This window comes from Streptomyces sp. NPDC055632 (assembly GCF_053618675.1).
On record NZ_JBSHHY010000002.1, the window covers coordinates 158,627 to 183,741 of the forward strand.

Here is a 25,115-nt window from a genome sequence, read left to right on the forward strand (position 1 = left end):
GGTCGGGCTCCTTTCAGGCCGCTACGAGGTACGAGAAGACCGATTCGAGGGACTCGTCCGAGGGCGAGACCGTCAGGAGACGGATCCCCCGCTCGCGCGCGACCTTCGGCAGCAGTTCCGTGAACCGCCCGAAGTCGACCGCCTGGATGCGCAGTCCGCCGTCCGCGTGGTCGACCTCGATGCCGGCCGTGGACGGGTCGGCGATCAGCGCGGCCGCGAGGGCCCGATCGTCGCTGGAGCGGACGAGGTAGCGGTGCGGCCGGTCCGTCATGAGGCGGCGGATCTTGCGGAAGTCGCCGGAGGCCGCGTGCCGTCCGGCCACGATCACCTCGATGTGGGAGGCGAGCTGCTCGACCTCCTCCAGGATGTGCGAGGAGAAAAGGACCGTGCGGCCGGCCGCGCCCATCCGCCGCAGCAGGTCCATCAGCTGCATGCGCTGGCGCGGGTCCATGCCGTTGAACGGCTCGTCGAGCAGGAGCACCGACGGGTCGTGGACGAGGGCCGAGGCCATCTTCACGCGCTGCCGCATGCCCTTGCTGTACGTGGAGACCTTGCGGTCCTGCGCGTACTCCATCTCGACCGTGGCCAGGGCCTGCTGGGCCTCCTTGGCGCCGAGGCCCTGGAGTTCGGCGTTGGCCACGACGAACTCGCGGCCGGTGAGGAAGTCGTACATCGCCTCCCGCTCGGGCACGACGCCGATGTCGCGGTAGACCGACTCGTTCCCCCAGATCTTCCGCCCGTCGAGGGTGACGGTGCCGGTGGAGGGGTCGAGGAAGCCGCCCATCATGTTGATCAGGGTGGACTTTCCGGCGCCGTTGGGGCCGAGGAGGCCGGTGACGCCGGGCCCCACCGCCATCGTGACGTCGTTGACGGCCACGACGTTCCCGAACCAGCGGGAGACGTGGTCGATGTGGAGCGTTGTCACAGCCCGACCTTTCGGTAGCGGCGCATCAGGATGCCGTACGAGCCGGCGATCAGCGCGAGGACGACCAGCAGGTAGACCACGCCGACACCGGCGCTCGGGCCTCCGAGCTCGGGGAACATGGGCGGTGCGCCCAGGAAGGCGGTCTGCACGCCGTCGATGAGGGTGATCGGTGAGAACAGGCCGAGCCACTCGATGGCACCCGGGTTCTCCGTTGCGTAGGCGATGCCCATGAGCGTCGAGACCGCGCCGTACGAGATGGTCAGGACGCCGATGACGGCGGCGACGCCGAAGCCGCGGCGCGGGGTCAGGGCCGCCATGACGAGGCCGATGCCGCCGAAGAGCAGCGAGAGGAGCGCCACGGAGACGATCCCCTGGCCGAACATCTTGGCCTGCTCGGCGAAGTCCATCTTGGCGAGCATCGAGCCGATCCACATGATCAGCAGCGGGACGGCCGTGAGGATGAAGAGCGCCGACGCCATCGCCCCGTACTTGGCGAGGACGTAGTCCGCGCGCTCGATCGGGCGGGAGAAGTACAGGGGCACGGTCCTGAACCGGAGGTCGCGGGAGACGGACTGCGGCGCCTGCGAGGCCAGGAAGATGCCGATGACGACCTGGAGGAAGATCGCGTACTGCGTGTACTCGATCGAGAGCTTGGTCTGCTTGGTGGCGACCGCGACGGCGACGATGATCAGCGCCGGGGCGCACATCACGCCGGCGAGCAGCATCGGCAGCACCTTGGACTTGGCGCTGCGGCCCAGTCCGTACGCGCCGCGCAGGGACTGCGAGAAGAGCGACCGGCGCGCGTACGCCCGGCCGAGGCGCGGGCCGTCGTAGGACCGGTACCCGATGTTGTGGATCCGGGTCGTGTCGGGAGCGGCCTGGGAGGGCTGGGGGATCCTGGTGCTCATCGGGCCGGCACCTCCTCGTGCGGCGTGGACGCCTCGGCGGCCTCCGGGCGGAAGACCTCGGCGATGTGGTGGCGGCGCTGCTCCATGCGGACGAGCCCGAGGCCGAGGTCGGCGACGGTGTCGCGCACGAGGTCGTACGTCTCCTCGCCCGCCGCCTCCAGGAGCAGGACGTGGCCGGCGCCGGGCAGGCCGTCCTCCATGCCCGGGTGGATGGTGACGCCGGCGGCGGCGAGGGCCGTGCGGAGGGCCGCCGTGCCGTCGGGCTGCGCGTCGGAGTCGGTGACCTCGACCGCGAGGGTCGTGGTGATCCGGGTGAAGTCGCTGGTGGAACTGGAGCGCAGGAGGCGTCCGCCGTCGATGACGACGACGTGGTCGCAGGTGCGCTCCAGCTCGCCGAGGAGGTGGGAGGTGACGAGGACGGAGATGCCGAAGTCGGTCCAGATCCGGCGGATCAGTCCGAGCATCTCGTCCCGGCCCACCGGGTCGAGGCCGTTGGTCGGCTCGTCGAGGAGGACCAGCTTCGGGTCGTGGACCAGCGCCTGGGCGAGCTTCACCCGCTGCTTCATGCCGGTCGAGTACCCGCCGATGGGGCGATAGCGCTCCTCGTACAGGCCGACGTGGCGCAGGGTGTCGGCCGTCCGCTCGCGGGCGGCGGTCGCGGGCAGTCCGGACATGCGCGCCATGTGGACGACGAACTCGGTGGCCGAGACGTCCGGGGGGAGGCAGTCGTGCTCGGGCATGTATCCCACGCGCTCGCGGATCTGGGCGCCGGAGGTGCGGACGTCGAGGCCCAGCACCTCCGCGTGGCCCTCCGTGGCGGGGGAGAGTCCGAGCAGGATCTTGATCATCGTGGACTTGCCGGCTCCGTTGGCACCCACCAGTCCGGTCACACCGGGCCCGATGTCCAGGGAGAGCCGGTCGAGAGCGGTCACCCGGGGGAACCGCTTGCTGAGGCTTTCGGTCGCGATCACAGTCACACCACGAAGGTAGTGGTGTGCGCCACATGTGTCGTCAGACCAACGGCTCGACCTCTGTCCGACTACAGGAGTACAAGCCCGTAGGGAAGGAACGACGAAAGTCGTTCCTTCCCTACGGTCCGCCGATCGGGCCTTTCCGGGATTCCCTCCGCGCCCCCGGCGATTCCCGTGTGGTTCCGGCGCGGTTCCGGTGCTGTTCGCCGTGGCCGTTCGCCGGAGTTTTCCACAGGCCGTCGTCCGACCCCTTGACTCAGCCGCCGAGCATTGTCACATTCATCGATGTCAAGTTACGAACGCGTAGCGCAGCCGGGCGCTCACAGGGGACGGCGGATGGCATGGCAACGGCAGTGGCAGGTGAACTCTCGGCGGAGCTGCGGGGGTTCAGGGAAGTGCAGCGGCTCTCCTACGAGTGCGCGGAAGCCGTCGCGGCGCAGCTGAAGCCGGGCGTGACCGAGCGCGAGGCCGCCCGGATGCAGCGGGAGTGGCTGTACGAGCGGGGCGTCCGGGACTGGTTCCACCGGCCGTTCGCCTGGTTCGGGGACCGCACGGCCTTCGTGGACTTCAGGATCCCGCTCCAGTTCTTCCCGACGAACCGGCGCCTGGAGCCGGGGATGCCGTTCATCCTCGACATGGCCCCGGTGTACAAGGGATACACGGCCGACATCGGCTACAGCGGCTGTCTCGGGCTCGATCCCCTGCACGACAGGCTGCTCGCCGACCTGGCGGCCCACCGCGAGCTGATCCTGCGCGAGGTGCGCGAGCGCCGCACGCTGCGCGAGATATACGAGGACGTGGACCGGCTCATGGTCCGCCAGGGGTACGCGAACCGGCACCGGGCCTATCCCTTCGGCGTCATCGCCCACAAGATCGACCGGGTGGGGGAGCGCCGCTGGTCGCCGACGCTCTTCGGCTTCGGCACCCAGGCCCTCAAGGGCCTGGCGAGCGACGCCCTGCACGGGCACCGGGACGGCTGGTCGCCGCTCTGGTCGCCGTACAAGTTCTCCGACCACCCGCCCACGCCCGGGCTGTGGGCGGTCGAGCCGCACCTCGGATTCCGGGGTACGGGCGCGAAGTTCGAGGAGATCCTGGTCGTCACCGACTCCCGGGACCCCGAGCAGAGCGCGTTCTGGCTGGACGACGATCTGCCGCACGTGCGGCGCTGGAACGAGGGAGCGGTCTGATGACGGAGCTCAAGGGAGCCCGGGAGCGCCGGGTCCGTACGGGCGGGATCGAGCTGTGCGTCGCCGAGCTCGGCGAGACGGGCCGGCCGACCGTCCTGCTCGTGCACGGCTACCCGGACTCCAAGGAGGTGTGGTCGGAGGTCGCGCTCCGGCTGGCCGAGGAGTTCCACGTGGTGCTGTACGACGTCCGGGGCCACGGCCGGTCGACGGCCCCGGCCCCGCTGCGCGGCGGTTTCACCCTGGAGAAGCTGACGGACGACTTCCTCGCGGTCGCCGACGCCGTCAGCCCGGACCGGCCGGTCCACCTCGTCGGCCACGACTGGGGCTCCGTGCAGTCCTGGGAGTTCGTCACCGTGCCGCGCACCGAGGGCCGGATCGCCTCCTTCACCTCGATGTCGGGGCCCTCCCTCGACCACTTCGGGCACTGGATCAAGCGCCGGATGACCCGGCCCACCCCGCGCCGGATCGGGCAGCTCCTCGGCCAGGGCGCCAAGTCCTGGTACGTGTACATGCTGCACACCCCGGTGCTGCCGGAGCTGGCCTGGCGCGGCCCGCTCGGCAAGCGCTGGCCGGGGATCCTGGAGCGGGTCGAGAAGGTCCCGGCCGGCGACTACCCGACGTCCTCGCTGCCGAACGACGCGGCGCACGGGGCCTGGCTCTACCGGGACAACGTCCGGGCCCGGCTCTCCCGGCCGCGCCCCGACGCGTACGCGCACGCGCCCGTGCAGCTGATCGTGCCGACCGGCGACGCCTTCCTCTCCGACCGGCTCTACGACGACCTGGGCACCTGGGTGCCGGAGCTGACCCGGCGCACCCTGCCCGCCAAGCACTGGGTGCCGCGCACCCGGCCGGACCAGCTGTCCTCCTGGATCGCCGAGTTCGTCAGGACCCACGAGGAGCCGGCGGCCGGGGCGTCGAAGCCGGTCGCGGCGGCGGCGAAGAGCGGGGTGCGGCCGGAGTACGCGGAGCGGTTCGGCGGCCAGCTCGTCCTGGTGACCGGGGCGGCCAGCGGCATCGGGCGGGCCACCGCCTTCGCGTTCGCGGAGGCCGGCGCCCGGGTCGTGGCCGTGGACCGGGACGCCGAGGGGGCCGCCCGGACGGCGGAGATGGCGCGGCTGATCGGCGCCCAGGAGGCCTGGGGCGAGGTGGTCGACGTCTCCGACGAGCAGGCGGTGGAGAAGCTGGCCGCCAAGGTGGAGGACGAGTACGGGGTCGTCGACGTCCTGGTCAACAACGCGGGCATCGGGCTCGCCGGCTCCTTCTTCGAGACGTCGAGCGAGGAGTGGGGGCGCGTCCTGGACGTCAACCTGTGGGGTGTGATCCACGGGTGCCGGCACTTCGGGGCGCGGATGGTCGCGCGGGGCCAGGGCGGCCACATCGTGAACACCGCCTCCGCCGCGGCCTTCCAGCCCTCCCGGGCCCTGCCCGCGTACAGCACCTCGAAGGCGGCGGTGCTGATGCTCAGCGAGTGCCTGCGCGCGGAGCTGGCCGACCAGGGCATCGGGGTGTCCGCGATATGCCCCGGCATCGTCAACACCAACATCACCGCGACCACGCGGTTCGCCGGGGTGTCGGACGCGGCGGAGGAGAAGCGGCGGCAGAAGAAGGCGTCCCGGCTGTACGGGCTGCGGAACTATCCGCCGGAGAAGGTCGCGGACGCGATCCTGGGGGCCGTCCTGCACGACCGGGCCGTCGTGCCGGTGACCCCCGAGGCCCGGGGCGCCCGCTTCCTCTCCCGGCTGAGCCCGGGTGCGCTGCGGGCCCTCGCGCGGTGGCAGCCGCCGGCGTAGGGGGCCGACGGGGGACGGGAGCGGGCGCGGCGCAGGGCGGGGAGCGGCGGTCGTACGATCCCTCGCAGGACGGGCCCCGCGGCGGCGGGGTGGTGGAAGCGGGCGGTGGGAGCGGGTTTGTCCGAGCAGTCAGCACAGCCGGAGTACCGGATCGAGGATCTCGCCCGTCTCAGCGGGGCCACGGTCCGGACGATCCGTGCCTACCAGGACCGCGGCCTGCTGCCCCGTCCGGAGCGGCGGGGCCGGGCGAACGTCTACGGGGACGCGCACCTCGCGCGGCTCCAACGGATCGCCGACCTCCTCGACCGGGGCTACACCCTGGCCTCGATCAAGGAGCTCCTGGAGGCGTGGGACACCGGCCGGGGGCTCGGCGGGGTGCTCGGCCTGGTCGCAGAGGTCCACGGGCCGTGGACGGACGAGGAGGCGGCCCGAATATCGCGCGCGGAGCTGGACGCCCGCTTCGGCGGCACACCGGACGAGGAGGCCGTCCGGGAGGCCGTGGAGCTCGGCGTGCTGGAGCGGATCCCGGACCGGGAGACGGAGGAGTACCTCGTACCGAGCCCCCAGGAGCTGGCGGTGGCGGCCGAGCTGTACGCGGCCGGGGTGCCGTTGTCGGCGATCACCGGGCACCTGAAGGAGCTGCGGGGGCAGGTCGAGCACATCGCCTCCCGGTTCCTGGAGTTCACGACCGAGTACGTCTTCGCCCGCTATCTGGAGCACCGGCCGCCGACGGACGCGGACGCGGCCGAGGCCGCGGCGATGGTGCGACGGCTCAGGCCGCTCGCCCAGCAGACGGTGGATGCCGAACTGGCGCGTGCCATGCGCCTGTTCGCCACCCGTCACCTCCAGATCCATCTCTCTCCGGAGACGCCGCCCGCGCAGGACGACGAGCCGCGCCCGGTGGCGCTGCCCGCCGGGACGGTCCGGGCCGTACAGGGCCTGGTCGGGGCGGAGGGGGTCGCGGCCTTCGTCGCGGCGGCGACGGAACGGGAGCTCCACAAGAGGACGTTGGACGCCCTTACCGCAAGCCATCACGAGAAGACATAGCCCAACAAAACGCCCAATTGACTTGAAATGAAGTGCTCGTTGTCCACAGAAAGATCAACTCTCCTGTGGATAACTCGGCTTGGCTGTGGATCAAACCTGCCTGCGAAAATCATCGGAAATCATTGGCCGGGGCGGTACCGGCTTCGGCATCCTGACCGGATGACCCCACGACCACCCATGGACGAACGCCGTACGGTGAAGGTCTCCAAGTACCTCTCCAAGCACCTGCGCCACCAGCCCGAGCGCATCGGTCTCGTCCTCGACGCACAGGGCTGGACCGAGATCGACGCGCTGCTCCGGGCCACCGCCGAGCACGGCTTCCCGATCACCCGCGAAGAGCTCGACCACGTCGTCGCGACCAACGACAAGAAGCGCTTCGCGATCGAGGGCGCCCGCATCCGCGCCAGCCAGGGCCACACCGTGCGGGTGGACCTGGACCTGCCGGCCGCCGAACCGCCCGCGTACCTCTACCACGGCACGGTCGCGGACCGGCTTCCCGCGATCCGGGCGGAGGGGCTGCGGCCCATGGCACGCCACCACGTGCACCTCTCCCCCGACCGGGAGACCGCGACCCGGGTCGGCGCCCGCCGGGGGCGGCCGGTCGTCCTGAGCGTCGACGCCGGAGCCATGCACCGGGCCGGACACGTCTTCCACGTCAGCGCCAACGGAGTCTGGCTGACCGACGCCGTCCCGCCGGAGTTCCTCCGCCTCCCGTCCTGACCCCGATGCCTCCGAAGAGCGGCGCGACCGGACCCACGCGACTGAAGGTCCACGTGTCCGGAGGACAACGCCTCCGGGCGCGCGGAAACCCCCGCGTGCCGGACGAATCCGCCACGGGTCCCGGGGAACACTGGCGGGATGGGAGAGATCCGGGTCGGAACCTGCTCGTGGACGGACAAGGCGCTGGTGGCCGGCGGCTGGTATCCCACGGGGCAGCGTGACGCGGAGGGCAGGCTGCGGTACTACACCACCCGATTCCCGGTGGTGGAGGTCGACTCCACGTACTACGGACTGCCCAGCACCCGCAACAGCCGGCTGTGGGCCGAGCGCACCCCCGAGGGCTTCCGCTTCGACGTGAAGGCGTTCTCGCTGCTCACCGGGCACCCGACCCGGCCGGAGGCACTGCCCGCCGACCTCCGACCGGCCTTCGCGCGGCAACGGGGACGGGACGGCGTCGACCCCGGGCTGCTCGACGAGGTGTGGGACCGGTACGCCGCCGCCCTCGAACCGCTGCGCGGGGCCGGGCGCCTGGGAACGCTGCTGTTCCAGTTCCCGCACCGGCTCGTACCGGGAGGGCCGGCGGTGGAGTTCCTGCGCCGGTGCCGCGAGCGCGCCGCCGGATGGCCGGTGGCCGTGGAGTTCCGGAACCCCGGCTGGTGGCACGGGGAGAACGCCGACGCGACGGCCGCCCTCCTGACGGAGCTGGACGCGGCCGCCGTGGCCGTGGACATGACGCAGACGCTGCCCGCCTCCGTGCCTCCGGTCGTGCGGGTCACCTCCCGGGACCTCGCCCTGGTGCGCTTCCACGGCCGCAACACCGCGTGGGGCACCGGCACCAAGGAGGAGAGGTTCCGCCACGACTACACGCCCGGGGAACTCTCGGAGTGGGTCCCGCGCGTCCGCGAGATGTCCGAGCGGGCGCGGGAGGTCCACGTCCTCTTCAACAACTGCTGCGGCGACGCGGCCGTCCGCGCGGCGGAGTCGATGCGACAGCTGCTCGGCCTCTCGTAGGGTCGTCCCCATGCGACTGAGCACTGTGATCCTGCCGATCGACCGCTGGCACGAGGGAGGCCGCGCCAAGTGGCGGCGCGCCGAGGAACTCGGCTTCCACACCGCGTACACCTACGACCACCTCTCCTGGCGGACCTTCCGGGACGGGCCGTGGTTCGGCGCGGTGCCCACGCTCTCCGCCGCCGCGGCGGTCACCGAGCGGCTCCGGCTCGGCACGCTCGTCACCTCGCCGAACTTCCGGCACCCGGTGACGCTCGCCAAGGACCTGATCACCCTGGACGACGTCTCCGACGGGCGGATCACGCTCGGCATCGGCGCGGGCGGCAACGGCTTCGACGCCACCGCGCTCGGGCAGGAGGCGTGGACGCCGAAGGAGCGGGCGGACCGGTTCGGGGAGTTCGTGGCGCTGCTCGACCGGCTGCTCACCGAGGACGCGGTGACGGAGCGGGGCACGTTCTACGCGGCGGACGAGGCGCGGAACGTACCGGGCTGTGTCCAGCGGCCCCGGCTGCCGTTCGCGGTGGCCGCGACCGGGCCGCGCGGGATGCGGCTGGCCGCACGGTACGGGCAGGCGTGGGTGACGACCGGTGACCCGAAGCTGTACGAGGAGGGGACCCCGGAGCAGTCGGTGGCGGCGCTGCGCGGCCAGATCGACCGGCTCGGCAAGGCCTGCGCCGAGTCCGGGCGGGACGTCGCCGAACTCGGCAAGATCCTGCTCACCGGCTTCACCCCGGACCGCAACCGACCGCTGGAGTCCGTGGAGGCCTTCGTGGACTTCGCCGGACGCCACCGCGAGCTCGGCTTCACCGAGATCGTGGTCCACTGGCCGATTCCGGACTCCGACTTCGCCGCCGACCAGGCCGTCTTCGAGTCCATCGCCACGGAGGCCCTGTCCCGGCTGGGGTGACGCACGGCGCCCCCGTGTCCGTCGGTCGCCCCCGATCGGGGCCCGCGGTCAGGCCTCCCGCCGGGTGGGGCGACGCTTCTGGGTGGGCAGGGCCGGGAGCTTGGTGAGGGCCAGGGCGGGCAGGGCCATGCCGTCGGGTGGTTCCAGGGCATCGGCCAGGCCCGCCAGGATGTCGCCCACCAGGACCGGCTCGCGCGCGGGCCGGTCCGCTCCGGTCCGCTCGCACGCGGAGCAGAGGGCCATGCCCAGGCTCGCGACCCACGACCCGTAGGGAGCGCCGCAGAAGTCGCACTCCTCGCTCCGCCGTCCCGCGACCATGCCCCCGCCCCTCAGAGACGCCGTCAGCCCTCCGGAGTCTTCCCCGCCACTCGTGAAAACGAACGGATGTTTACGGCCATGTCGGAACGAGCCGGATGCGGCACGGCTGCGGACCGGTGATCCGGGCGGGCGCGCGGGCGACGGGGGCCGGGGCCCTTCCCCCTGGCGAGAGGAAGTGGAGAGGGGAGGACGGGGCCCGTCGCGAGTCACCGTGGCCGGAAAACCGCTCCGACGGCTCGAATCCAGCCCTCCACCCCCCTTTCTCCCACTCATATGTGCGGCTCCCCGCACGCCCGTGCGCGTCGTACGGAAGAATGGGACGGTGAACTCTCCCCGTTCTCCGCGCTCCCCGCGGTCTCCGCGTCCTTCCGTCCCGGCGCCCCGGCTGATCGCCACCGACCTCGACGGCACGCTGCTCCGCGACGACAAGACCGTCTCCGAGCGCACGGTCGCCGCCCTCGCCGCGGCCGAGCGGGCAGGGATCGAGGTCTTCTTCGTCACCGGCCGCCCGGCCCGCTGGATGGACGTCGTCAGCGAGCACGTCCACGGGCACGGCATGGCGATCTGCGCCAACGGCGCCGCCGTCGTCGACCTCCACTCCGGAGGCACCTTCCTGGAGATCCGCCCGCTGGAGCGGCCGGTCGCCCTCGACGTCGTCGAGGCCCTGCGCGCCGCCGCGCCCGGGACCTCCTTCGCCGTGGAGCTCACCACCGGCATCCACTACGAGCCGCACTACCCGCCCTTCTTCCTCGACCCCGGCGCCACCGTCGCCACCGCCGAGAAGCTCCTCTTCGAGGAGGAGGCCGGCGCCGCGGCCCCCGTGCTCAAGCTACTCGCCCAGCACCCGGAGCTGGACCCCGACGCGTTCCTCGCGGTGGCCAGGGCGACCGCGGGCGACCGGGCCGCCTTCACCCGGTCCAGCCCGACCGCCCTCATCGAGATCAGCGGGCTCGGCGTCTCCAAGGCCTCCACGCTCGCCCTGTGCTGTGCCGAGCGCGGCATCACGGCCGAGGAGGTCGTCGCCTTCGGCGACATGCCGAACGACATCGAGATGCTCACCTGGGCGGGCCGCTCGTACGCGATGGGCAATGCCCACCCCGACGTGATCACCGCCGCCTCCGGCCTCACGACCGGCAACAACGAGGACGGCGTGGCCGTCGTCATCGAGCAGCTCGTCGCCGAGGCCCTCACCGGAAGCGCGGGCCCGCACTAGGACCCGTCCGGCGGACCGGATCGAGCGGGCCGCGGTGCCCAGCGGACCGGATCGAGTGAGCCGTGGCACTCGGCAGACCGGATCGAGTGAGCCGTAGTACCCGGCGGACCGGGGTCGAGTGGACCGTGGCACCCGGCGGACCGGGTCGAGTGAACCGCGGTGCTCGACGCACAGGGCCTCCCCGGGACCGGGACCTGGTCGCGCCCCCGCACCGGTCACGACCGACCGGCCCTACAGCGGTGCCTCCCACACGACCGTCGTCCCCCCGCCGTCCTCCCCGAGCCCCGGCCCGCACCAGCTCGCGCCGCCCAGGGACTCCGCCCGGCGCGCCAGGTTCCGCAGGCCGCTGCGCCGCCCGCCCGCCGGGATGCCGACGCCGTCGTCGGCGACCGACAGGCGCACCCCGGCGGAGCCGTCGGGCAGGGTGACGCCGGCGTCGACCACGACCTCGATCCGGCTCGCGTCGGCGTGCCGGAACGCGTTGGACAGCGCCTCGCGCAGCGCGGCGACGAGGTTCTTGCCGGTGAGCTCGCCGACCGTCGAGTCGAGCGCGCCGAGGAAGCGGTGCGCGGGCTTGAAGCCGAGCGGCACGGCCGCCATGTTGATCTCCCGCAGGACGCGGGTGCGCAGCCCCGACGGGGCCTCGGCGGGTCCCTGCTGGAGCGCGAAGATCGCCGTACGGATCTCCTGGATGGTCACGTCCAGCTCGTCCACGGCCTTGCCCACGCCCTCGCGCACCGCCGGCACGATCGATCTGCGCTGGGCGCTCTCCAGCATCATGCCGGTGGCGAAGAGCCGCTGGATGACCAGATCGTGCAGGTCACGGGCGATCCGGTCACGGTCCTCGTACACGGCGAGGCGCTCCCGGTCCCGCTGCGCGTCGGCCATCATCAGGGCGAGCGCCGCCTGCGAGGCGAACTGGGTGGCGAGCGTCCGCTCCATCTCCGTGAAGGGACGACCGTCCCGTGCGCGCGGCATCGCGAGCGCCCCGAGCACCCGGCCGCCGCTCTGCAGCGGAAGGATCATGCTCGGCCCGTAGCCCGAGGTCATCGGGCTGGTCATGCGCGGGTCCGAGGAGGCGTCCGGGACGAAGACCGCCTCGCCCTCGAAGAGCAGCTCCACCACGTCGCTCTCGGGCGGGATCACCACGCCCAGCCACTTCGTGGACCGGGGCGAGGAGATGGCGACGACCTCCAGACCGCCCTCCTCGGCGGGGAGCAGCACGATGCCGGCGTCCGCCTCGGCGAGCCGGCGGGCCTGCTCGGCGACGACCGTGAGGGCGTCGTCGGCGTCGCCGCCGGAGAGCAGGGCGGTGGTGACGGCGACCGAGCCGTCGATCCACCGCTCGCGCTGCCGGGCCGCCTCGTACAGACGGGCGTTGCCGATGGCGATGCCCGCCTCGGTGGCGAGCACCCGGACCATGTGCACGTCGTAGTCGTTGAACCCGTCCCCGCCGCGCTTCTCCGCGAGGTACAGATTGCCGAAGATCTCGCCCTGGACCCGGATGGGGACGCCGAGGAAGGACCCCATCGGCGGGTGCCCCGGCGGGAAGCCCGCCGCGCGCGGATCCTTCGAGAGGTCGGCGAGGCGGATGGTCTGCGGATCGCGGATCAGCGCGCCGAGCAGTCCCGCGTGGCCGTCGGGGCGGCGCCCGATCCGGCGGGCCGTGTCCTCGTCGACGCCGAAGGTGACGAAGTCGGAGAGGCCGTCGCCCTCGTCGTCGACGACGCCGATCGCCGCGTACCGGGCGTCGGCGAGTTCGGCGGCGGTCTCGCAGATGCGGTCGAGGGTGGAGTGGAGTTCGAGCCCGGTGCCGACCGAGCGCATGGCCTCCAGGAGCTGCGGTACGCGGGCGGTGAGCTCCGTGGAGAGCCCCTGGAGGCTGCGGGTGGCCCGGGTGGCGGCTTCCAGGGGGTCCGGGGGGCCGGACTCGGTGGCGGTCATGGCTTGAGCCTAGTAAGTCCCATTTAGCGAGAAAAGTCGGCTGTGCTGGTCGTCGCGGTGGTGACGGCGGTGGTCGTGGCCGTGGCGGTCGTAACAGCGGCAGCGGCAGTGGTCGCGGTGACGGCGGTCGCCAGCAGGTCGGTCGCCCGCTCCTGCTCCAGCATCCGGCGCAGCGGCCCGTCCTCCGCCGCGAGCCCGGCGTACGCGCCGCGCTGCACGGTCCGGCCCCCGTCCAGGACGAGCACCTCGTCGACGGCGTCGAGGCCGTGCAGCCGGTGGGTGATGAGGACGGTGGTGCGGCCCTCGGTGGCCCGGAGCAGGTCGTCGGTGAGCGCGTCGGCGGTGGCGAGGTCCAGGTGCTCGGCCGGTTCGTCGAGGACGAGGACCGGGAAGTCGGCGAGGAGGGCCCGCGCGAGCGCGAGCCGCTGCCGCTGACCGCCGGAGAGCCGCGCGCCGTGCTCGCCCACGAGGGTGTCGAGCCCCTCGGGCAGCCCGTCCACCCAGTCGAGCAGCCGGGCCCGGCGCAGCGCCTCGCGCAGCTCCCCGTCGTCCGCGCCGACCTTGGCGAGCCGCAGGTTCTCGCGGACGGAGCTGTCGAAGAGGTGCGCGTCCTGGGCGCAGAGGCCGACCAGGCGCCGGACCGCGTCCCCGTCCAGTTCCCCGGCGGGCACGCCGCCGAGCCGGTACGTGCCGTGCTCCACGTCCAGGAACCTCAGCAGCACCTGGGCGAGCGTGGTCTTGCCCGAGCCGGACGCACCGACGACGGCGACCCGGCGCCCGGCCTCCAGGGTGAGCCCGAAGCCGGTGAGCGCCGGCCGCTCCTGCCCGGCGTACCGGGCGGAGACCGCGGAGAGTTCGAGGGGGAACGGACCCACCGGGGGAGCGGCGGGCGTGTGCGGCTCGTGCACGGGCACGGGAGCGTCGAGCACCTCGAAGACCCGCTCGGCGCTGTGCTTGACCCGCTGCCGGTACTGGACGGCGAGCGGAAGCCCGGTCACGGCCTCGAAGGCGGCGAGCGGGATCAGGACGACCACGGCGAGGGACACCCCGTCGAGCCGCCCGTCCCGTACGGCCTGGACGCCGACGAGCGCGGCGGCCACGACCGTCAGACCGCAGACCAGGGCGGAGAGCCCGGCCCCGAGCGCGGTGGCGGCGGCCTGCCGGGAGGCGATGCCGGTGAGGACGCGGTCGGCCTCCCGGGCCCTTTCGGTACGGCTCCGCAGGGCGCCGGCCACCGTCAGCTCGGCGCAGCCGCGCAGCAGGTCGGCCACGGAGGTCGCCAGGGCGCCGCGCGCGGGGGCGAGCCGCCGTTCGGCCCGGCGGGCGAGGGCCCCGCCGGCCGCCGGTACGGCGATCCCCGCGACCAGCAGGCCCACGGCGAGGACGGCACCGGCCTCGGGCAGCAGCCAGGCGGTGAACCCGGCGGCCCCGACGCCCACGGTGAGCGCGGCGCCCACCGGGAGCAGCCAGCGCAGCCAGTAGTCCTGGAGCGCGTCGACGTCCTGGACGAGCCGGGCGAGCAGGTCACCGCGCCGCGTGCGCCGCAGTCCGGCCGGGGCGATCCGCTCCAGGCGCCGGTAGACGGAGACCCGCAGGTCGGCGAGCATCCGCAGGACGGCGTCGTGCGAGACGAGCCGCTCGGCGTAACGGAAGACGGCCCGGCCGATGCCGAAGGCGCGCGTGGCGGTGACCGCCATCATCAGATGGAGAACGGGGGGCTGTTCGGAGGCCCGGGAGATGAGCCAGCCGGAGACGGCCATGAGTCCGACGGCGGACCCGAGGGCGAGGCTCCCGAGCAGCAGCGCGAGCGCCATGCGCCCCTTGAGCTCCCCGGCCATGTCCCGGACCCGCCGCAGCACGCCGCCCGGAGCCGCGGCGTCGGATGCGCTTACCTCCGCGGCGGCGGCGTCGACCGTCTCGGCCGCGTCGGCCACACCGGCCACACCGGCCGGACCGGCCGGACCGGTCGGACCGGTCGCGGTCGCGGTGCCGGACCAGACCACCGCTTCGGCCGTGCCGGGCGTCCCGGCTCCGGCCGCGCCACCGGTCGGCGGCGACGCCACCGGTGTCCCGGTGTCCGTTCCCAGCCTCACCACCCGGTCCGCCACCGCGAGCAGCGCCGGGCGGTGGACCACGAGCAGGACCGTCCGGCCGGCCGCGAGGCGCCGGACCGCGTCGACCACGCCCGCCTCCGTCTCGCCGTCGAGCGCGGCCGTGGGCTCGTCGAGCAGCAGCAGGGGCCGGTCGGCCAGGAACGCACGGGCGAGCGCGAGCCGTTGCCGCTGCCCCGCCGAGAGTCCGGCACCGTCCTCGCCGAGCGGGGTCTCGATCCCGTCCGGCAGCTCCGCGACGAACCCGTCCGCCCCCGCGTCCCGCAGGGCCTCCCGTACCGCCTCGTCGGAGGCGTCCGGGCGGGCGAGCCGTACGTTCTCGGCGATCGTCCCCGCGAAGAGGTACGGACGCTGCGGCACCCAGGCGATCCGCGACCGCCACGCCTCCGGGTCGAGCCCCGTGAGGTCCTCGCCGCCGACCCGGACCGTGCCGCCCGGCTCCGGGGCGGTGAACCCGAGGACCACGTCGAGCAGCGTCGACTTGCCCGAACCGCTCGGTCCGACCAGGGCCACCGTCTCGCCCGGCTCGACCGTCAGCGTCGCCGCGTCGAGCGACGGTTCGGCGCGCCCCGCGTGCCGTACCGTCACGGCGTCCAGTGCGAGGCGAACGGAGTCCGGGGCCGCGCCCGTTCCCCCCTCCCGTACCGGCCGTTCCAGGACGTCGAAGATCTCCTCCGCCGCCGCGAGACCCTCCGCCGCCGCGTGGTACTGCGCCCCCACCTGCCGCAGCGGGAGGTACGCCTCGGGCGCCAGGATCAGGATGACGAGCCCGGTGTAAAGGTCGAGGTCGCCGTGGACGAGCCGCATGCCGATGGTCACGGCGACGAGGGCGACCGACAGGGTGGCGAGGAGTTCGAGGGCGAAAGAAGAGAGGAAGGCGATCCGCAGCGTGCGCATGGTCGCCTGCCGGTACTCGGAGGTGATCGCGCGGATCGACTCGGCCTGGGCCTTCGCCCGGCCGAAGATCTTGAGGGTGGGAAGGCCTGCCACCACGTCCAGGAAGTGGCCGGAGAGCCGCGAGAGCAGCTTCCACTGCCGGTCCATCCGGGCCTGGGTGTACCAGCCGATGAGGATCATGAAGAGCGGGATGAGCGGCAGCGTGACGACGATGATCGCCGCCGAGACCCAGTCCTCGGTGACGATCCGGGCCAGGACCGCCACCGGCACGACCACTGCCAGGCCCAGCTGGGGCAGGTAGCGGGCGAAGTAGTCGTCGAGCGCGTCCACGCCCCGCGTCGCGAGGGCGATCAGCGAACCGGCCCGCTGCCCGCTGAGCCATCCCGGCCCGAGCGCGGCGGCACGGCCGAGGAGCCGCCCCCGGAGTTCGGACTTGACCGCCGCGCTCGCCCGGTGGGCGGCGAGCTCGGTCAGCCAGGAGACCAGCCCCCGCGCCACCGCCACTCCGGCGAGCAGCAGCAGGGGCGTGGCCAGGGCGGAAACCGGCCGGCCCTCCTCGAAGGAGCCCACCACGATCTCGGCGATGAGCATCGCCTGGGCGACGACCAGCGCCGCTCCGACGAGGCCGAGCACGACCACCGCGATCAGGAAGAGACGGGTGGCACGGGCGTACCGGAGCAGACGCGGGTCGATCGGTTTCACGTGAAACATGCCCCTTCTCTGAGCGCCGGCCGGCCCTAGTGGGCGGCGTCGGCGATGTGCTGCGTACCGATCCGCTTGCGGAACACCCAGTAGGTCCAGCTCTGGTAGAGCAGCACCAGCGGGGTCGCGATCGCGGCGCACCACGTCATGATCTTGAGCGTGTACGGGCTCGACGACGCGTTCGTCACGGTAAGGCTCCACTCCGGGTTGAGCGAAGAGGGCATGACGTCCGGGAAGAGCGCCAGGAAGAGCATCGCCACCGAGGCGGCGATCGTGATGCCCGAGAGCGCGAACGACCAGCCCTCGCGCCCCGCCCTTATGGCGACGATCGCGCCGACGAGCGCCACCACAGCGACCACCATCGCCACGAAGCTGGCGGCGCCACCTGTGTGGACCTGGGTCCAGAGCAGGAAGACGAGCGCCACCACCGCCGTGACCAGACCCAGCTTGAGCGCGAGCGCCCGGGCCCGTACCCGGATGTCCCCGACGGTCTTCAGCGCGGCGAAGACCGCGCCGTGGAAGGTGAAGAGGGTGAGCGTGACCAGTCCGCCGAGGAGCGCGTACGGGTTGAGCAGGTCGAAGAAGGTGCCCACGTACTCCATGTCCGCGTCGATCTTCACGCCCCGGACGATGTTGCCGAAGGCCACGCCCCAGAGGAACGCGGGGAGCAGCGAGGTCCAGAAGATGGCCTGCTCCCAGTTGCGCTGCCAGTTCTCCTCGGGCCGCTTCGCCCGGTACTCGAAGGCCACGCCCCGGATGATCAGGCAGACCAGGATGAGCAGCAGCGGCAGGTAGAAGCCGGAGAACAGCGTCGCGTACCACTCGGGGAACGCGGCGAAGGTGGCGCCGCCGGCGGTGAGCAGCCACACCTCGTTGCCGTCCCAGACGGGTCCGATGGTGTTGATGAGGACCCGCTTCTCGGGCCGGTCGCGCGCCAGCAGCTTGGTCAGGATGCCGATCCCGAAGTCGAAGCCCTCCAGGAAGAAGTAGCCGGTCCAGAGGACGGCGATGAGTACGAACCAGACGTCGTGAAGTTCCATGCCTCGGTCTCCTGAGCCTCAGTACGAGAAGGCCATGGGCCGGTCGGGGTCACGGGTGTCCCCGCCGATCTTGGTGGGCGGGTTGAGGTCGTCGTCGGTCAGCTCGGGCGGCCCCGCCTTAACGTACTTGACGAGGAGCTTGACCTCGATGACCGCGAGGACGGCGTAGAGCAGGGTGAAGCCGATCATCGAGGTGAGGACCTCGGCCTGGGAGACGCCGGGGGAGACCGCGTCCCGGGTGCGCAGCACGCCGTAGACGACCCACGGCTGACGGCCCATCTCGGTGAAGATCCAGCCCCAGGAGTTGGCGATCAGCGGGAAGAGCATCGTCCAGAGCGCGACGATCCAGTACCACTTGCCGATCCGGGGACTGAGTGCCTTGTTCTTGAAGAGGACCAGGTTCGGCACCTCGTCCTCGCCCGTCCGCAGCCCCGGTGCCAGCATGAACTTCTTCCGGGTCAGCCAGAGGCCGATGAACCCCAGGGTCAGGGAGGCCATGCCGAAGCCGATCATCCAGCGGAAGCCCCAGTAGGCCACGGGGATGTTGGGCCGGTAGTCGCCGGGTCCGTACTTCTCCTGCTCGGCCTTGTTGATGTCGTTGATGCCGGGGACGTACGAGCTGAAGTCGTCGTTCGCGAGGAAGGACAGCAGGCCGGGGATCTCGATGGCGACCTTGTTGTGGCCCTTGTCGACGTCGCCGTAGGCGAAGATCGAGAAGGGGGCGGGCGCCTCGCCGTCCCAGAGCGCCTCGGCGGCGGCCATCTTCATCGGCTGCTGCTTGAACATGACCTTGCCGAGCAGGTCACCGCTGATGGCGGTGCCGAGGCCGGCGATGATCAGGGTGACCAGGCCGAGCCGCAGCGAGGTCCGCATCACGGGGATGTGCTTCTTGCGGGCCAGGTGGAAGGCGGAGATGCCCACCATGAACGCGCCGCCGACCAGGAAGGCCGCCGTGATGGTGTGGAAGAACTGGGTGAGGGCCGTGTTCTGGGTGAGCACGAGCCAGAAGTCGGTGAGCTCCGCCCGGCCGCGCTCCTCGTTGATGCGGTAGCCCACCGGGTGCTGCATCCAGGAGTTGGCCGCCAGGATGAAGTACGCGGAGAGGATGGTGCCGATGGACACCATCCACATGCAGCCGAGGTGGATCTTCTTCGGCAGCTTGTCCCAGCCGAAGATCCACAGGCCGATGAAGGTCGACTCGAAGAAGAAGGCGATGAGCGCCTCGAACGCGAGCGGGGCACCGAAGATGTCGCCGACGAAGCGCGAGTAGTCGGACCAGTTCATGCCGAACTGGAACTCCTGCACGATGCCGGTGACGACGCCCATGGCGATGTTGATCAGGAAGAGCTTGCCCCAGAACTTCGTCGCCCTGAGGTACTTCTCGTTCTCCGTCCTCACCCAGGCGGTCTGGAGGCCGGCGGTGAGCGCCGCGAGGGAGATCGTCAGCGGGACGAAGAGGAAGTGGTAGACGGTGGTGATGCCGAACTGCCAGCGCGCCAAGGTCTCTGGCGCAAGAGCGAGGTCCACGTCGTTTTCTCCTTACATCGCCGTGGTCACATCGGCAGTCCGCCCTGGCGAACCACCCCATAGGGGGACCAACCGGGGCGCGCTTGTGAACGCGTTCACATTCACAAGCATTATGGCTCATACGAAATCCGTACTTGTCTCCGGGGGCCCTTTACAGGGAGTCTCTTTCCTCACACGCGAACGGCCCCCGCGAGCGGTTGCTCGCGGGGGCCGTCGAAACGCCTCTCGACCCGGCTCGGCTCTGCCCGGCTCTAGCCAGCTCGGCCTGGCCCGGCCCGGCTCTGCCCGACTTGGCCCGGTCCGGTTCGGCTCTACCTGGCTCGGCTCTGTCCGGCTCGGCTCTGCTCTGCTCTGTTCTGCTCAGAGTTCCTTGCGGAAGCCCTCCGCCGCCTGGATGAACAGGTCGTTCGCCTCGCCCTCGCCGATCGTGACGCGCACGCCCTCGCCGGCGAACGGGCGCACCACGACGCCGTGCCGCTCGCAGGCCGCCGCGAAGTCCGCCGTCCGCTCGCCGAGCCGCAGCCAGACGAAGTTCGCCTGCGTGTCCGGAACGGTCCAGCCCTGCTCCACCAGGGCGGCGCGGACCCGCTCGCGCTCGGCCACCAGCGAGCCCACCCGGCCGAGCAACTCGTCCTCGGCCCGCAGCGAGGCCACCGCCGCGTCCTGCGCCAGCTGGCTCACGCCGAACGGCACCGCGGTCTTGCGCAGCGCCGCCGCCACCGGCTCGTGGGCGACCGCGAAGCCGACCCGCAGCCCGGCCAGGCCGTACGCCTTGGAGAAGGTGCGCAGCACGGCGACGTTGGGCCGGTCGCGGTACAGCTCAATACCGTCCGGGATCTCGGGGTCCCGCACGAACTCCTTGTACGCCTCGTCGAGCACGACCAGGACGTCGGAGGGCACCCGGTCGAGGAAGCGCTCCAGCTCCGCCCGGCGCACCGCGGTGCCCGTGGGGTTGTTGGGGTTGCAGACGAAGATCAGCCGGGTCCGGTCGGTGATCGCCGCCGCCATCGCGTCGAGGTCGTGCACCTCGCCGTCGGTCAGCGGCACCTGCACCGAGGTGGCCCCGCTGATCTGCGTGATGATCGGGTACGCCTCGAAGGAGCGCCAGGCGTAGATCACCTCGTCGCCCGGGCCCGAGGTCGCCTGGAGCAGCGACTGCGCGACCCCGACCGAGCCCGTGCCCGTGGCCAGGTGCGAGACCGGCACGCCGAAGCGATCGGCCAGCTCCTCCATCAGACCGGTGCAGGCCATGTCCGGGTACCGGTTGAAGCTGTGGGCGGCGGCCAGCGCGCTCTCCAGGACCCCCGGCAGCGGCGGGTAGGGGTTCTCGTTGGAGGACAGCTTGAAGGCCACGGGCCCGCCCGCGGCGGCCGGCTTGCCCGGCTTGTAGGTGGGGACGCCGTCCAGCTCGGCGCGCAGCTTGGGGCTGCCGGTGCTCGTCCCGCTGGTCTCGCTCACAGTGTGGCCTCCTCGACCGTCCGTACCGCCAATACTGCTCACCTTAAGAGGATTCGCCTCCGCTGCGAATGGGCTGTGGACAACAGGAGGGACACGGCTTCCCGACCGGTCTCCGGACCGGCTTCCCGACCGGCTTCCCGACCGGCTTCCGGGTCGGCCTCCGGGCCGTCCTCCGGGCCGACGCGGAGAGCGGGGGCGCGCGCCCGGGTGGCGCGCGCCGGTGGCGGGCGCCGTGGCGCGCATCCCCCGTAGAGGTGAGTTGAGGCCTCTTCGAGACTTCACCCCCTCGCCAGGCCTACGCCACCCAGCAACCACAAGCCGCAGGTCTAATCAGACAACTCCCTTTGATTCAAAGCCATTTAATAGATCTTGATCATGCAGAAACGTGCCTGTCAACGTCTGCATATGCGACCGTCCCGACCGCCCCTCATCGCCCTACTATCGGCTCGCCATGACAGCAGCAGGGAAGCACCAGGTGAGCCGGGCACAGACCCGGGGAAGCCGGCAGGGCCGGGCGGGCATCAGGGACGTGGCCGCCGCCGCCGGGGTCTCCATCACGACTGTCTCCGACGCGCTCAACGGGAAGGGCCGGCTCCCCGACGCCACCCGCCGCCACGTTCGCGAGGTCGCCGACCGACTGGGCTACCGCCCGTCCGCGGCGGCCCGCACGCTCCGTACCGGCAAGTCGGGCCTCATCGGCCTGACCGTGACCACGTACGGGGATGAACCTTTCACCTTCACCGAATTCGCGTACTTCGCGGAGATGGCCAGGGCGGCCACATCGGCCGCGCTCGCCCGGGGCTACGCCCTGGTCATCCTCCCCGCCACCTCCCGCCACGACGTCTGGTCGAACGTCGCCCTCGACGGCACCGTCGTCATCGACCCCTCCGACCACGACCCCGTCGTCACCGAACTGGTCCGCCAGGGCCTCCCCGTCGTCTCCGACGGGCGCCCCGCCGGCACCCTCCCGGTCACCGCCTGGGTCGACAACGACCACGAAGCCGCCGTACTCGACCTGCTCGACCACCTCGCCGACGCCGGCGCCCGCCGCATCGGCCTCCTCACCGGCACCAGCACGGACACGTACACCCGCCTGTCCACCACCGCCTACCTCAACTGGTGCGCGCGGGTGGGGCAGGACCCCGTCTACGAGGCCTATCCGGCGCACGACCCGTGCGCGGGCGCCGTCGCGGCCGACCGGCTGCTCGCCCGCCCGGACCGGCCCGACGCCGTGTACGGCCTCTTCGACCCCAACGGAACCGACCTCCTCGCGGCCGCGCGCCGCTACGGCCTGCGCGTCCCGGACGACCTCCTGCTGGTCTGCTGCAGCGAGTCGGCCGGCTACGCCACCACCGAACCGCCCATCACGACGCTCTCGCTCAAACCGCGCCGGATCGGCACGGCCGTCGTCCAGCTCCTCATCGACGCCATCGAGGGGGTCGAGACCGACGGGCCGGTCGAGCAGGTGATACCGACCGAGCTCATCGTCCGCACCTCCTCGCAGCGCCGTCCGCCCCGCACGACGGTCAGTCCGCCGCGCTCGCCGGCGAAGGACTGACCCGAAGGACCGACCCGAAGGACCGACCCGAAGGACCGACCCGAAGAGGGGCGTCTTCGAACACGCCGTTCCCGTCCCTGCCCGTGGGCGGGAGCGGCCAAACCGATCACCGCACCTGCCCCAACCCTGGACTGGACCTTCCTAATTCGGGCGAAACGACCGGTGAACCCGGAGTGGACCCGGATTCACCACCCCTGGTGCGTCACACAGGAGGACGCTCATTCCTATGATGGGCGGACGACACCGCGGACCACCCCGACCAGGCCGGTCCGCGATGTGCAGGGCATCGCGACGGTGGTGGAGGGGTCGATGACTCAGGGGGCCGGTCAGGAGCCCGTGGTGCGCACGGCGACATTGCGTGACTTCCGCGTACCGCCGTACGCACGCGTGCCCGTGCAGAGCCATGCGGTCGAGCCGTCGGGCTCGGAGCCGCTGCCGGCGTCCGCGCCGACGGAGCACGTGCACGTCGAACACCCGGCGCACCCCCCGGCCCCGGCGCACCACTCCGCCCCGGGCGCCCACCCGGAGCCGTACTCCTCCCCGGAGCCGCGCTCCGTCCCGGTCGAACACCCGGAGCCGCACTCCGCCCCGGTCGAACAGCCGGCCCCGGCTCCGGACCCGCGTCCGGCCGCCGCCGGGCCGCTGCCCCCCGTCGTGCCCTCCCCGGTCGAGGCCGTGCAGGTCCCGGCGCCGATGCCGGTGCACCCCCCGGCGCACCCCCCGGCCGCCGAAGCCGCGCCGCAGCCGCCCGCACCCCAGACGCCCCCGCTCCCGCCGCAGGCACCCGCGCCCGCGCCCATGCCCGCCGACCCGACCCTCCACCTCGGTCACCGCACCGTCGCGCCCCCGTACCCCGCCTCCCCGGTCGGGCCTGCGGCCCCCGCCGCCTCCGGCCACCCCGGGAACGCGTTCCCGGAGGACGAGCTGCCCGAGGGGTACACGCCGACCGAGCGCGACCTGCCCGTCATCAACCGCGGCGACACCGTCCAGGTGAAGGTCTCCCCCGTGCCCGCCGCCGGCGAGGTCCCGGCCGGCGACGGCCCCGGCCCCCTCTACGTCGTCGGGGACGTCCACGGCTACCTCGACGAACTCCTCGCGGCCCTCCGCGCCCAGGGCCTCATCGACGAGAACGGCGGCTGGGCCGCGGGCAACGCCCGCCTCTGGTTCCTCGGCGACTTCACCGACCGCGGCCCCGACGGCATCGGCGTGATCGACCTGGTCATGCGGCTCTCCGCCGAGGCCGCCGCCGCCGGCGGCTACTGCAAGGCCCTGATGGGCAACCACGAACTGCTGCTCATCGGCGCCAAGCGCTTCGGCGACACCCCGGTCAACTCCGGCGCGGGCACCGCCACCTTCCAGGCCGCCTGGCTGCTCAACGGCGGCCAGAAGCAGGACATGGACCGGCTCCAGGACGTCCACCTCCAGTGGATGTCCCGGCTCGACGCCGTGGTGCGGGAGGACGACCACCTCCTCGTGCACTCGGACACCACCGCGTACCTCGAATACGGCGAGACCATCGAGGACGTCAACGACACGGTCCACGAGATCCTCAACCGGAACGACGCGGACGAGGTCTGGGACGTGTTCCGGAAGTTCACCAAGCGCTTCGCGTTCCGCGACGACGGGGGTCCGCAGGCCGTCCAGGAGCTGCTCTCCACCTACGGCGGCAGCCGGATCGTGCACGGTCACAGCCCGATCCCGTACCTCCTCGGCCAGGTCGGCACCGAGGACGGCGAGGACGGCGGCGGCCCGGTCGTCCACGGACCGCACGTGTACGCCGACGGGCTCGCGATCGCCATGGACGGCGGAGTGACCATGGCCGGAAAGCTGCTGGTCGTCCAACTCCCCCTGAACGGCTGACCGGACGCCCGGCCTATCACCCTGCGCATCCGGGGAGGGCGATTTCCGGAAACACCCTGTCAGCCCGCCGCGTCGCCGCAATACCATCGGGTGCATCCGTAGCAGGCTCTCCTCCGTTTCCGCCCGCCCGGCCGCCTTTTCGCGGCCGTCACGGGCCTACGGAGCATCGGGGGATGCACATGAACGTGGCTCCGCACCTGCTGACCGAGGACCGCGCCGAGTACGAGCGGGTCCTCGACGACGCACTGAACACCGCCCACGCACGTCCGGAACTCGCCGGGGTCGGCACCCGGCTCACGGTCGCGCAGCTACGCGCGATGACGCTGAACGCGACGGCGCTCGTCACCTCCGCGGCCGCGAGCGAGTACGACCACTTCGTGAAGGTCCGCGAGCAGAACCGCGCGGCCGTCGGGGCCCGTCCCCCGGCCGCGTACGACCGTTCCGGCCCCGGCGCGGGCGTCGTCGCGATCTTCACCGTCATGGTCCCCGTCCTCGCGGGTGCCGCCGCCGTCATCTTCCTGCTGGTCGGAGCGGTGCTGCACGCCCTGGCCCCCACCGTGGCGTTCGGCGCGACCCTGCTCACGGCCGGTCTGGTCTTCGGCTCCCTCGCCGCCGCCGGGCTGCTCTGCGCGGCCGCCGGAATCCTCGTGACGGCCCTGCGCAACAGCCCGGTCGAGGTGAGCACGGGCGGCCCGCCCGCCGCTCCGGACGACGAACTCTCCCGCGCCCGCGAGGCCTGGCGCCACGCCCTCCTCGAACGCGGCATCCTCCCCTTCCTGCGCAACGCCCTCGCCGCCACGAACCCCTCCGAACCCTGACGAGAGGCCCCCCCGCCGCCCGGACGGACCTGCCGGTGCGGACCGGCGCGGGACGTCCGTGCTGCCCGAGGGCGTCGGCGTGCTGTCGCTGACGCACAGCGCCGACGGCTACCTCGGTGAAGGCGGTGCGGTCGCCACCTGACCCGTCGAGGGCGGCCTCGAGGCGGCGTCCGCCGGGCTGGCGGAGCCGGGCGACGTCGTCC

19 protein-coding genes are annotated in these 25,115 nt (G+C 72.3%); 10 read left to right on the top strand and 9 right to left on the bottom strand.

The features are described 5' to 3' along the window. Window positions 1-13: 13 nt before the first annotated feature. From ACWGSR_RS03295 to ACWGSR_RS03305, 3 genes are read right to left on the bottom strand one after another with little or no spacing between them, the layout of a single operon-like run. On the bottom strand, window positions 14-925 hold the full coding sequence (locus tag ACWGSR_RS03295) for an ABC transporter ATP-binding protein (RefSeq protein WP_376230975.1): 912 nt from the start codon (window positions 923-925) through the stop codon (window positions 14-16). After that, window positions 922-1,833 (bottom strand): ABC transporter permease, encoded by a 912-nt coding sequence (locus ACWGSR_RS03300; protein WP_453563230.1) that lies wholly within the window; start codon window positions 1,831-1,833, stop codon window positions 922-924. Before ACWGSR_RS03300 ends, ACWGSR_RS03295 begins: the two co-directional genes overlap by 4 nt. After that, complete coding sequence (locus ACWGSR_RS03305; protein WP_376231080.1) at window positions 1,830-2,804, bottom strand: ABC transporter ATP-binding protein; 975 nt, start codon at window positions 2,802-2,804, stop codon at window positions 1,830-1,832. The genes ACWGSR_RS03300 and ACWGSR_RS03305 overlap by 4 nt, the downstream gene beginning before the upstream one ends. A 341-nt stretch (window positions 2,805-3,145) precedes the next feature. On the opposite strand from ACWGSR_RS03305, the gene ACWGSR_RS03310 reads away from it, so the two are divergent. The 6 genes from ACWGSR_RS03310 (at window position 3,146) to ACWGSR_RS03335 (ending at window position 9,466) form a co-directional block, all read left to right on the top strand. Beyond that, window positions 3,146-3,991 (top strand): M24 family metallopeptidase, encoded by an 846-nt coding sequence (locus ACWGSR_RS03310; RefSeq protein WP_376230973.1) that lies wholly within the window; start codon window positions 3,146-3,148, stop codon window positions 3,989-3,991. Then, window positions 3,991-5,781 carry an SDR family oxidoreductase gene (locus ACWGSR_RS03315; protein WP_376230972.1) on the top strand — a complete coding sequence of 597 codons (1,791 nt, stop codon included), beginning with the start codon at window positions 3,991-3,993 and terminating at the stop codon, window positions 5,779-5,781. Before ACWGSR_RS03310 ends, ACWGSR_RS03315 begins: the two co-directional genes overlap by 1 nt. A 117-nt stretch (window positions 5,782-5,898) precedes the next feature. Further along, a complete protein-coding gene (locus ACWGSR_RS03320; RefSeq protein WP_453563231.1) occupies window positions 5,899-6,828 on the top strand; it encodes a MerR family transcriptional regulator in 930 nt (309 codons plus the stop codon). Between the two features lie 177 nt (window positions 6,829-7,005). Beyond that, window positions 7,006-7,548, top strand: coding sequence for an RNA 2'-phosphotransferase (locus ACWGSR_RS03325; RefSeq protein ID WP_376231079.1), 543 nt, complete (start codon window positions 7,006-7,008; stop codon window positions 7,546-7,548). Between the two features lie 138 nt (window positions 7,549-7,686). Then, window positions 7,687-8,559 carry a DUF72 domain-containing protein gene (locus ACWGSR_RS03330; RefSeq protein ID WP_453563232.1) on the top strand — a complete coding sequence of 291 codons (873 nt, stop codon included), beginning with the start codon at window positions 7,687-7,689 and terminating at the stop codon, window positions 8,557-8,559. A gap of 10 nt (window positions 8,560-8,569) precedes the next feature. Then, the gene (locus tag ACWGSR_RS03335) at window positions 8,570-9,466 is read left to right on the top strand and encodes an LLM class flavin-dependent oxidoreductase (protein WP_376230969.1); all 897 of its coding nucleotides are present in this window, start codon (window positions 8,570-8,572) and stop codon (window positions 9,464-9,466) included. Between the two features lie 48 nt (window positions 9,467-9,514). Here the strand turns inward: ACWGSR_RS03335 and ACWGSR_RS03340 are convergent, their stop codons facing one another. Beyond that, window positions 9,515-9,784 carry a hypothetical protein gene (locus ACWGSR_RS03340; RefSeq protein WP_453563234.1) on the bottom strand — a complete coding sequence of 90 codons (270 nt, stop codon included), beginning with the start codon at window positions 9,782-9,784 and terminating at the stop codon, window positions 9,515-9,517. Window positions 9,785-10,106: 322 nt separating this feature from the next. On the opposite strand from ACWGSR_RS03340, the gene ACWGSR_RS03345 reads away from it, so the two are divergent. Continuing rightward, window positions 10,107-10,997 (top strand): Cof-type HAD-IIB family hydrolase, encoded by an 891-nt coding sequence (locus ACWGSR_RS03345; RefSeq protein ID WP_376230967.1) that lies wholly within the window; start codon window positions 10,107-10,109, stop codon window positions 10,995-10,997. Between the two features lie 231 nt (window positions 10,998-11,228). On the opposite strand, the gene ACWGSR_RS03350 is transcribed toward ACWGSR_RS03345, so the two are convergent. From ACWGSR_RS03350 to hisC, 5 genes are all read right to left on the bottom strand, one after another. Further along, window positions 11,229-12,941, bottom strand: a complete 1,713-nt coding sequence (locus tag ACWGSR_RS03350; protein WP_453563235.1) for a sensor histidine kinase — start codon at window positions 12,939-12,941, stop codon at window positions 11,229-11,231. A 23-nt stretch (window positions 12,942-12,964) separates the two neighbouring features. Further along, a complete protein-coding gene (gene cydD, locus ACWGSR_RS03355; RefSeq protein WP_453563237.1) occupies window positions 12,965-16,660 on the bottom strand; it encodes a thiol reductant ABC exporter subunit CydD in 3,696 nt (1,231 codons plus the stop codon). Window positions 16,661-16,686: 26 nt separating this feature from the next. Next, the gene (cydB, locus tag ACWGSR_RS03360) at window positions 16,687-17,691 is read right to left on the bottom strand and encodes a cytochrome d ubiquinol oxidase subunit II (protein ID WP_376230964.1); all 1,005 of its coding nucleotides are present in this window, start codon (window positions 17,689-17,691) and stop codon (window positions 16,687-16,689) included. Between the two features lie 18 nt (window positions 17,692-17,709). Next, window positions 17,710-19,218 carry a cytochrome ubiquinol oxidase subunit I gene (locus ACWGSR_RS03365; RefSeq protein WP_453563238.1) on the bottom strand — a complete coding sequence of 503 codons (1,509 nt, stop codon included), beginning with the start codon at window positions 19,216-19,218 and terminating at the stop codon, window positions 17,710-17,712. Between the two features lie 360 nt (window positions 19,219-19,578). Beyond that, the gene (gene hisC, locus ACWGSR_RS03370; RefSeq protein WP_453563240.1) at window positions 19,579-20,676 is read right to left on the bottom strand and encodes a histidinol-phosphate transaminase; all 1,098 of its coding nucleotides are present in this window, start codon (window positions 20,674-20,676) and stop codon (window positions 19,579-19,581) included. Between the two features lie 451 nt (window positions 20,677-21,127). Here hisC and ACWGSR_RS03375 point away from each other — a divergent pair, with 451 nt between their 5' ends. From ACWGSR_RS03375 to ACWGSR_RS03385, 3 genes are all read left to right on the top strand, one after another. Continuing rightward, window positions 21,128-22,234 (top strand): LacI family DNA-binding transcriptional regulator, encoded by a 1,107-nt coding sequence (locus tag ACWGSR_RS03375; protein ID WP_366373172.1) that lies wholly within the window; start codon window positions 21,128-21,130, stop codon window positions 22,232-22,234. Window positions 22,235-22,927: 693 nt separating this feature from the next. Continuing rightward, window positions 22,928-24,094 carry a metallophosphoesterase gene (locus tag ACWGSR_RS03380; RefSeq protein WP_453563637.1) on the top strand — a complete coding sequence of 389 codons (1,167 nt, stop codon included), beginning with the start codon at window positions 22,928-22,930 and terminating at the stop codon, window positions 24,092-24,094. Between the two features lie 173 nt (window positions 24,095-24,267). Further along, a complete protein-coding gene (locus ACWGSR_RS03385; RefSeq protein WP_453563241.1) occupies window positions 24,268-24,912 on the top strand; it encodes a hypothetical protein in 645 nt (214 codons plus the stop codon). The last annotated feature ends 203 nt before the right edge of the window (window positions 24,913-25,115 follow it).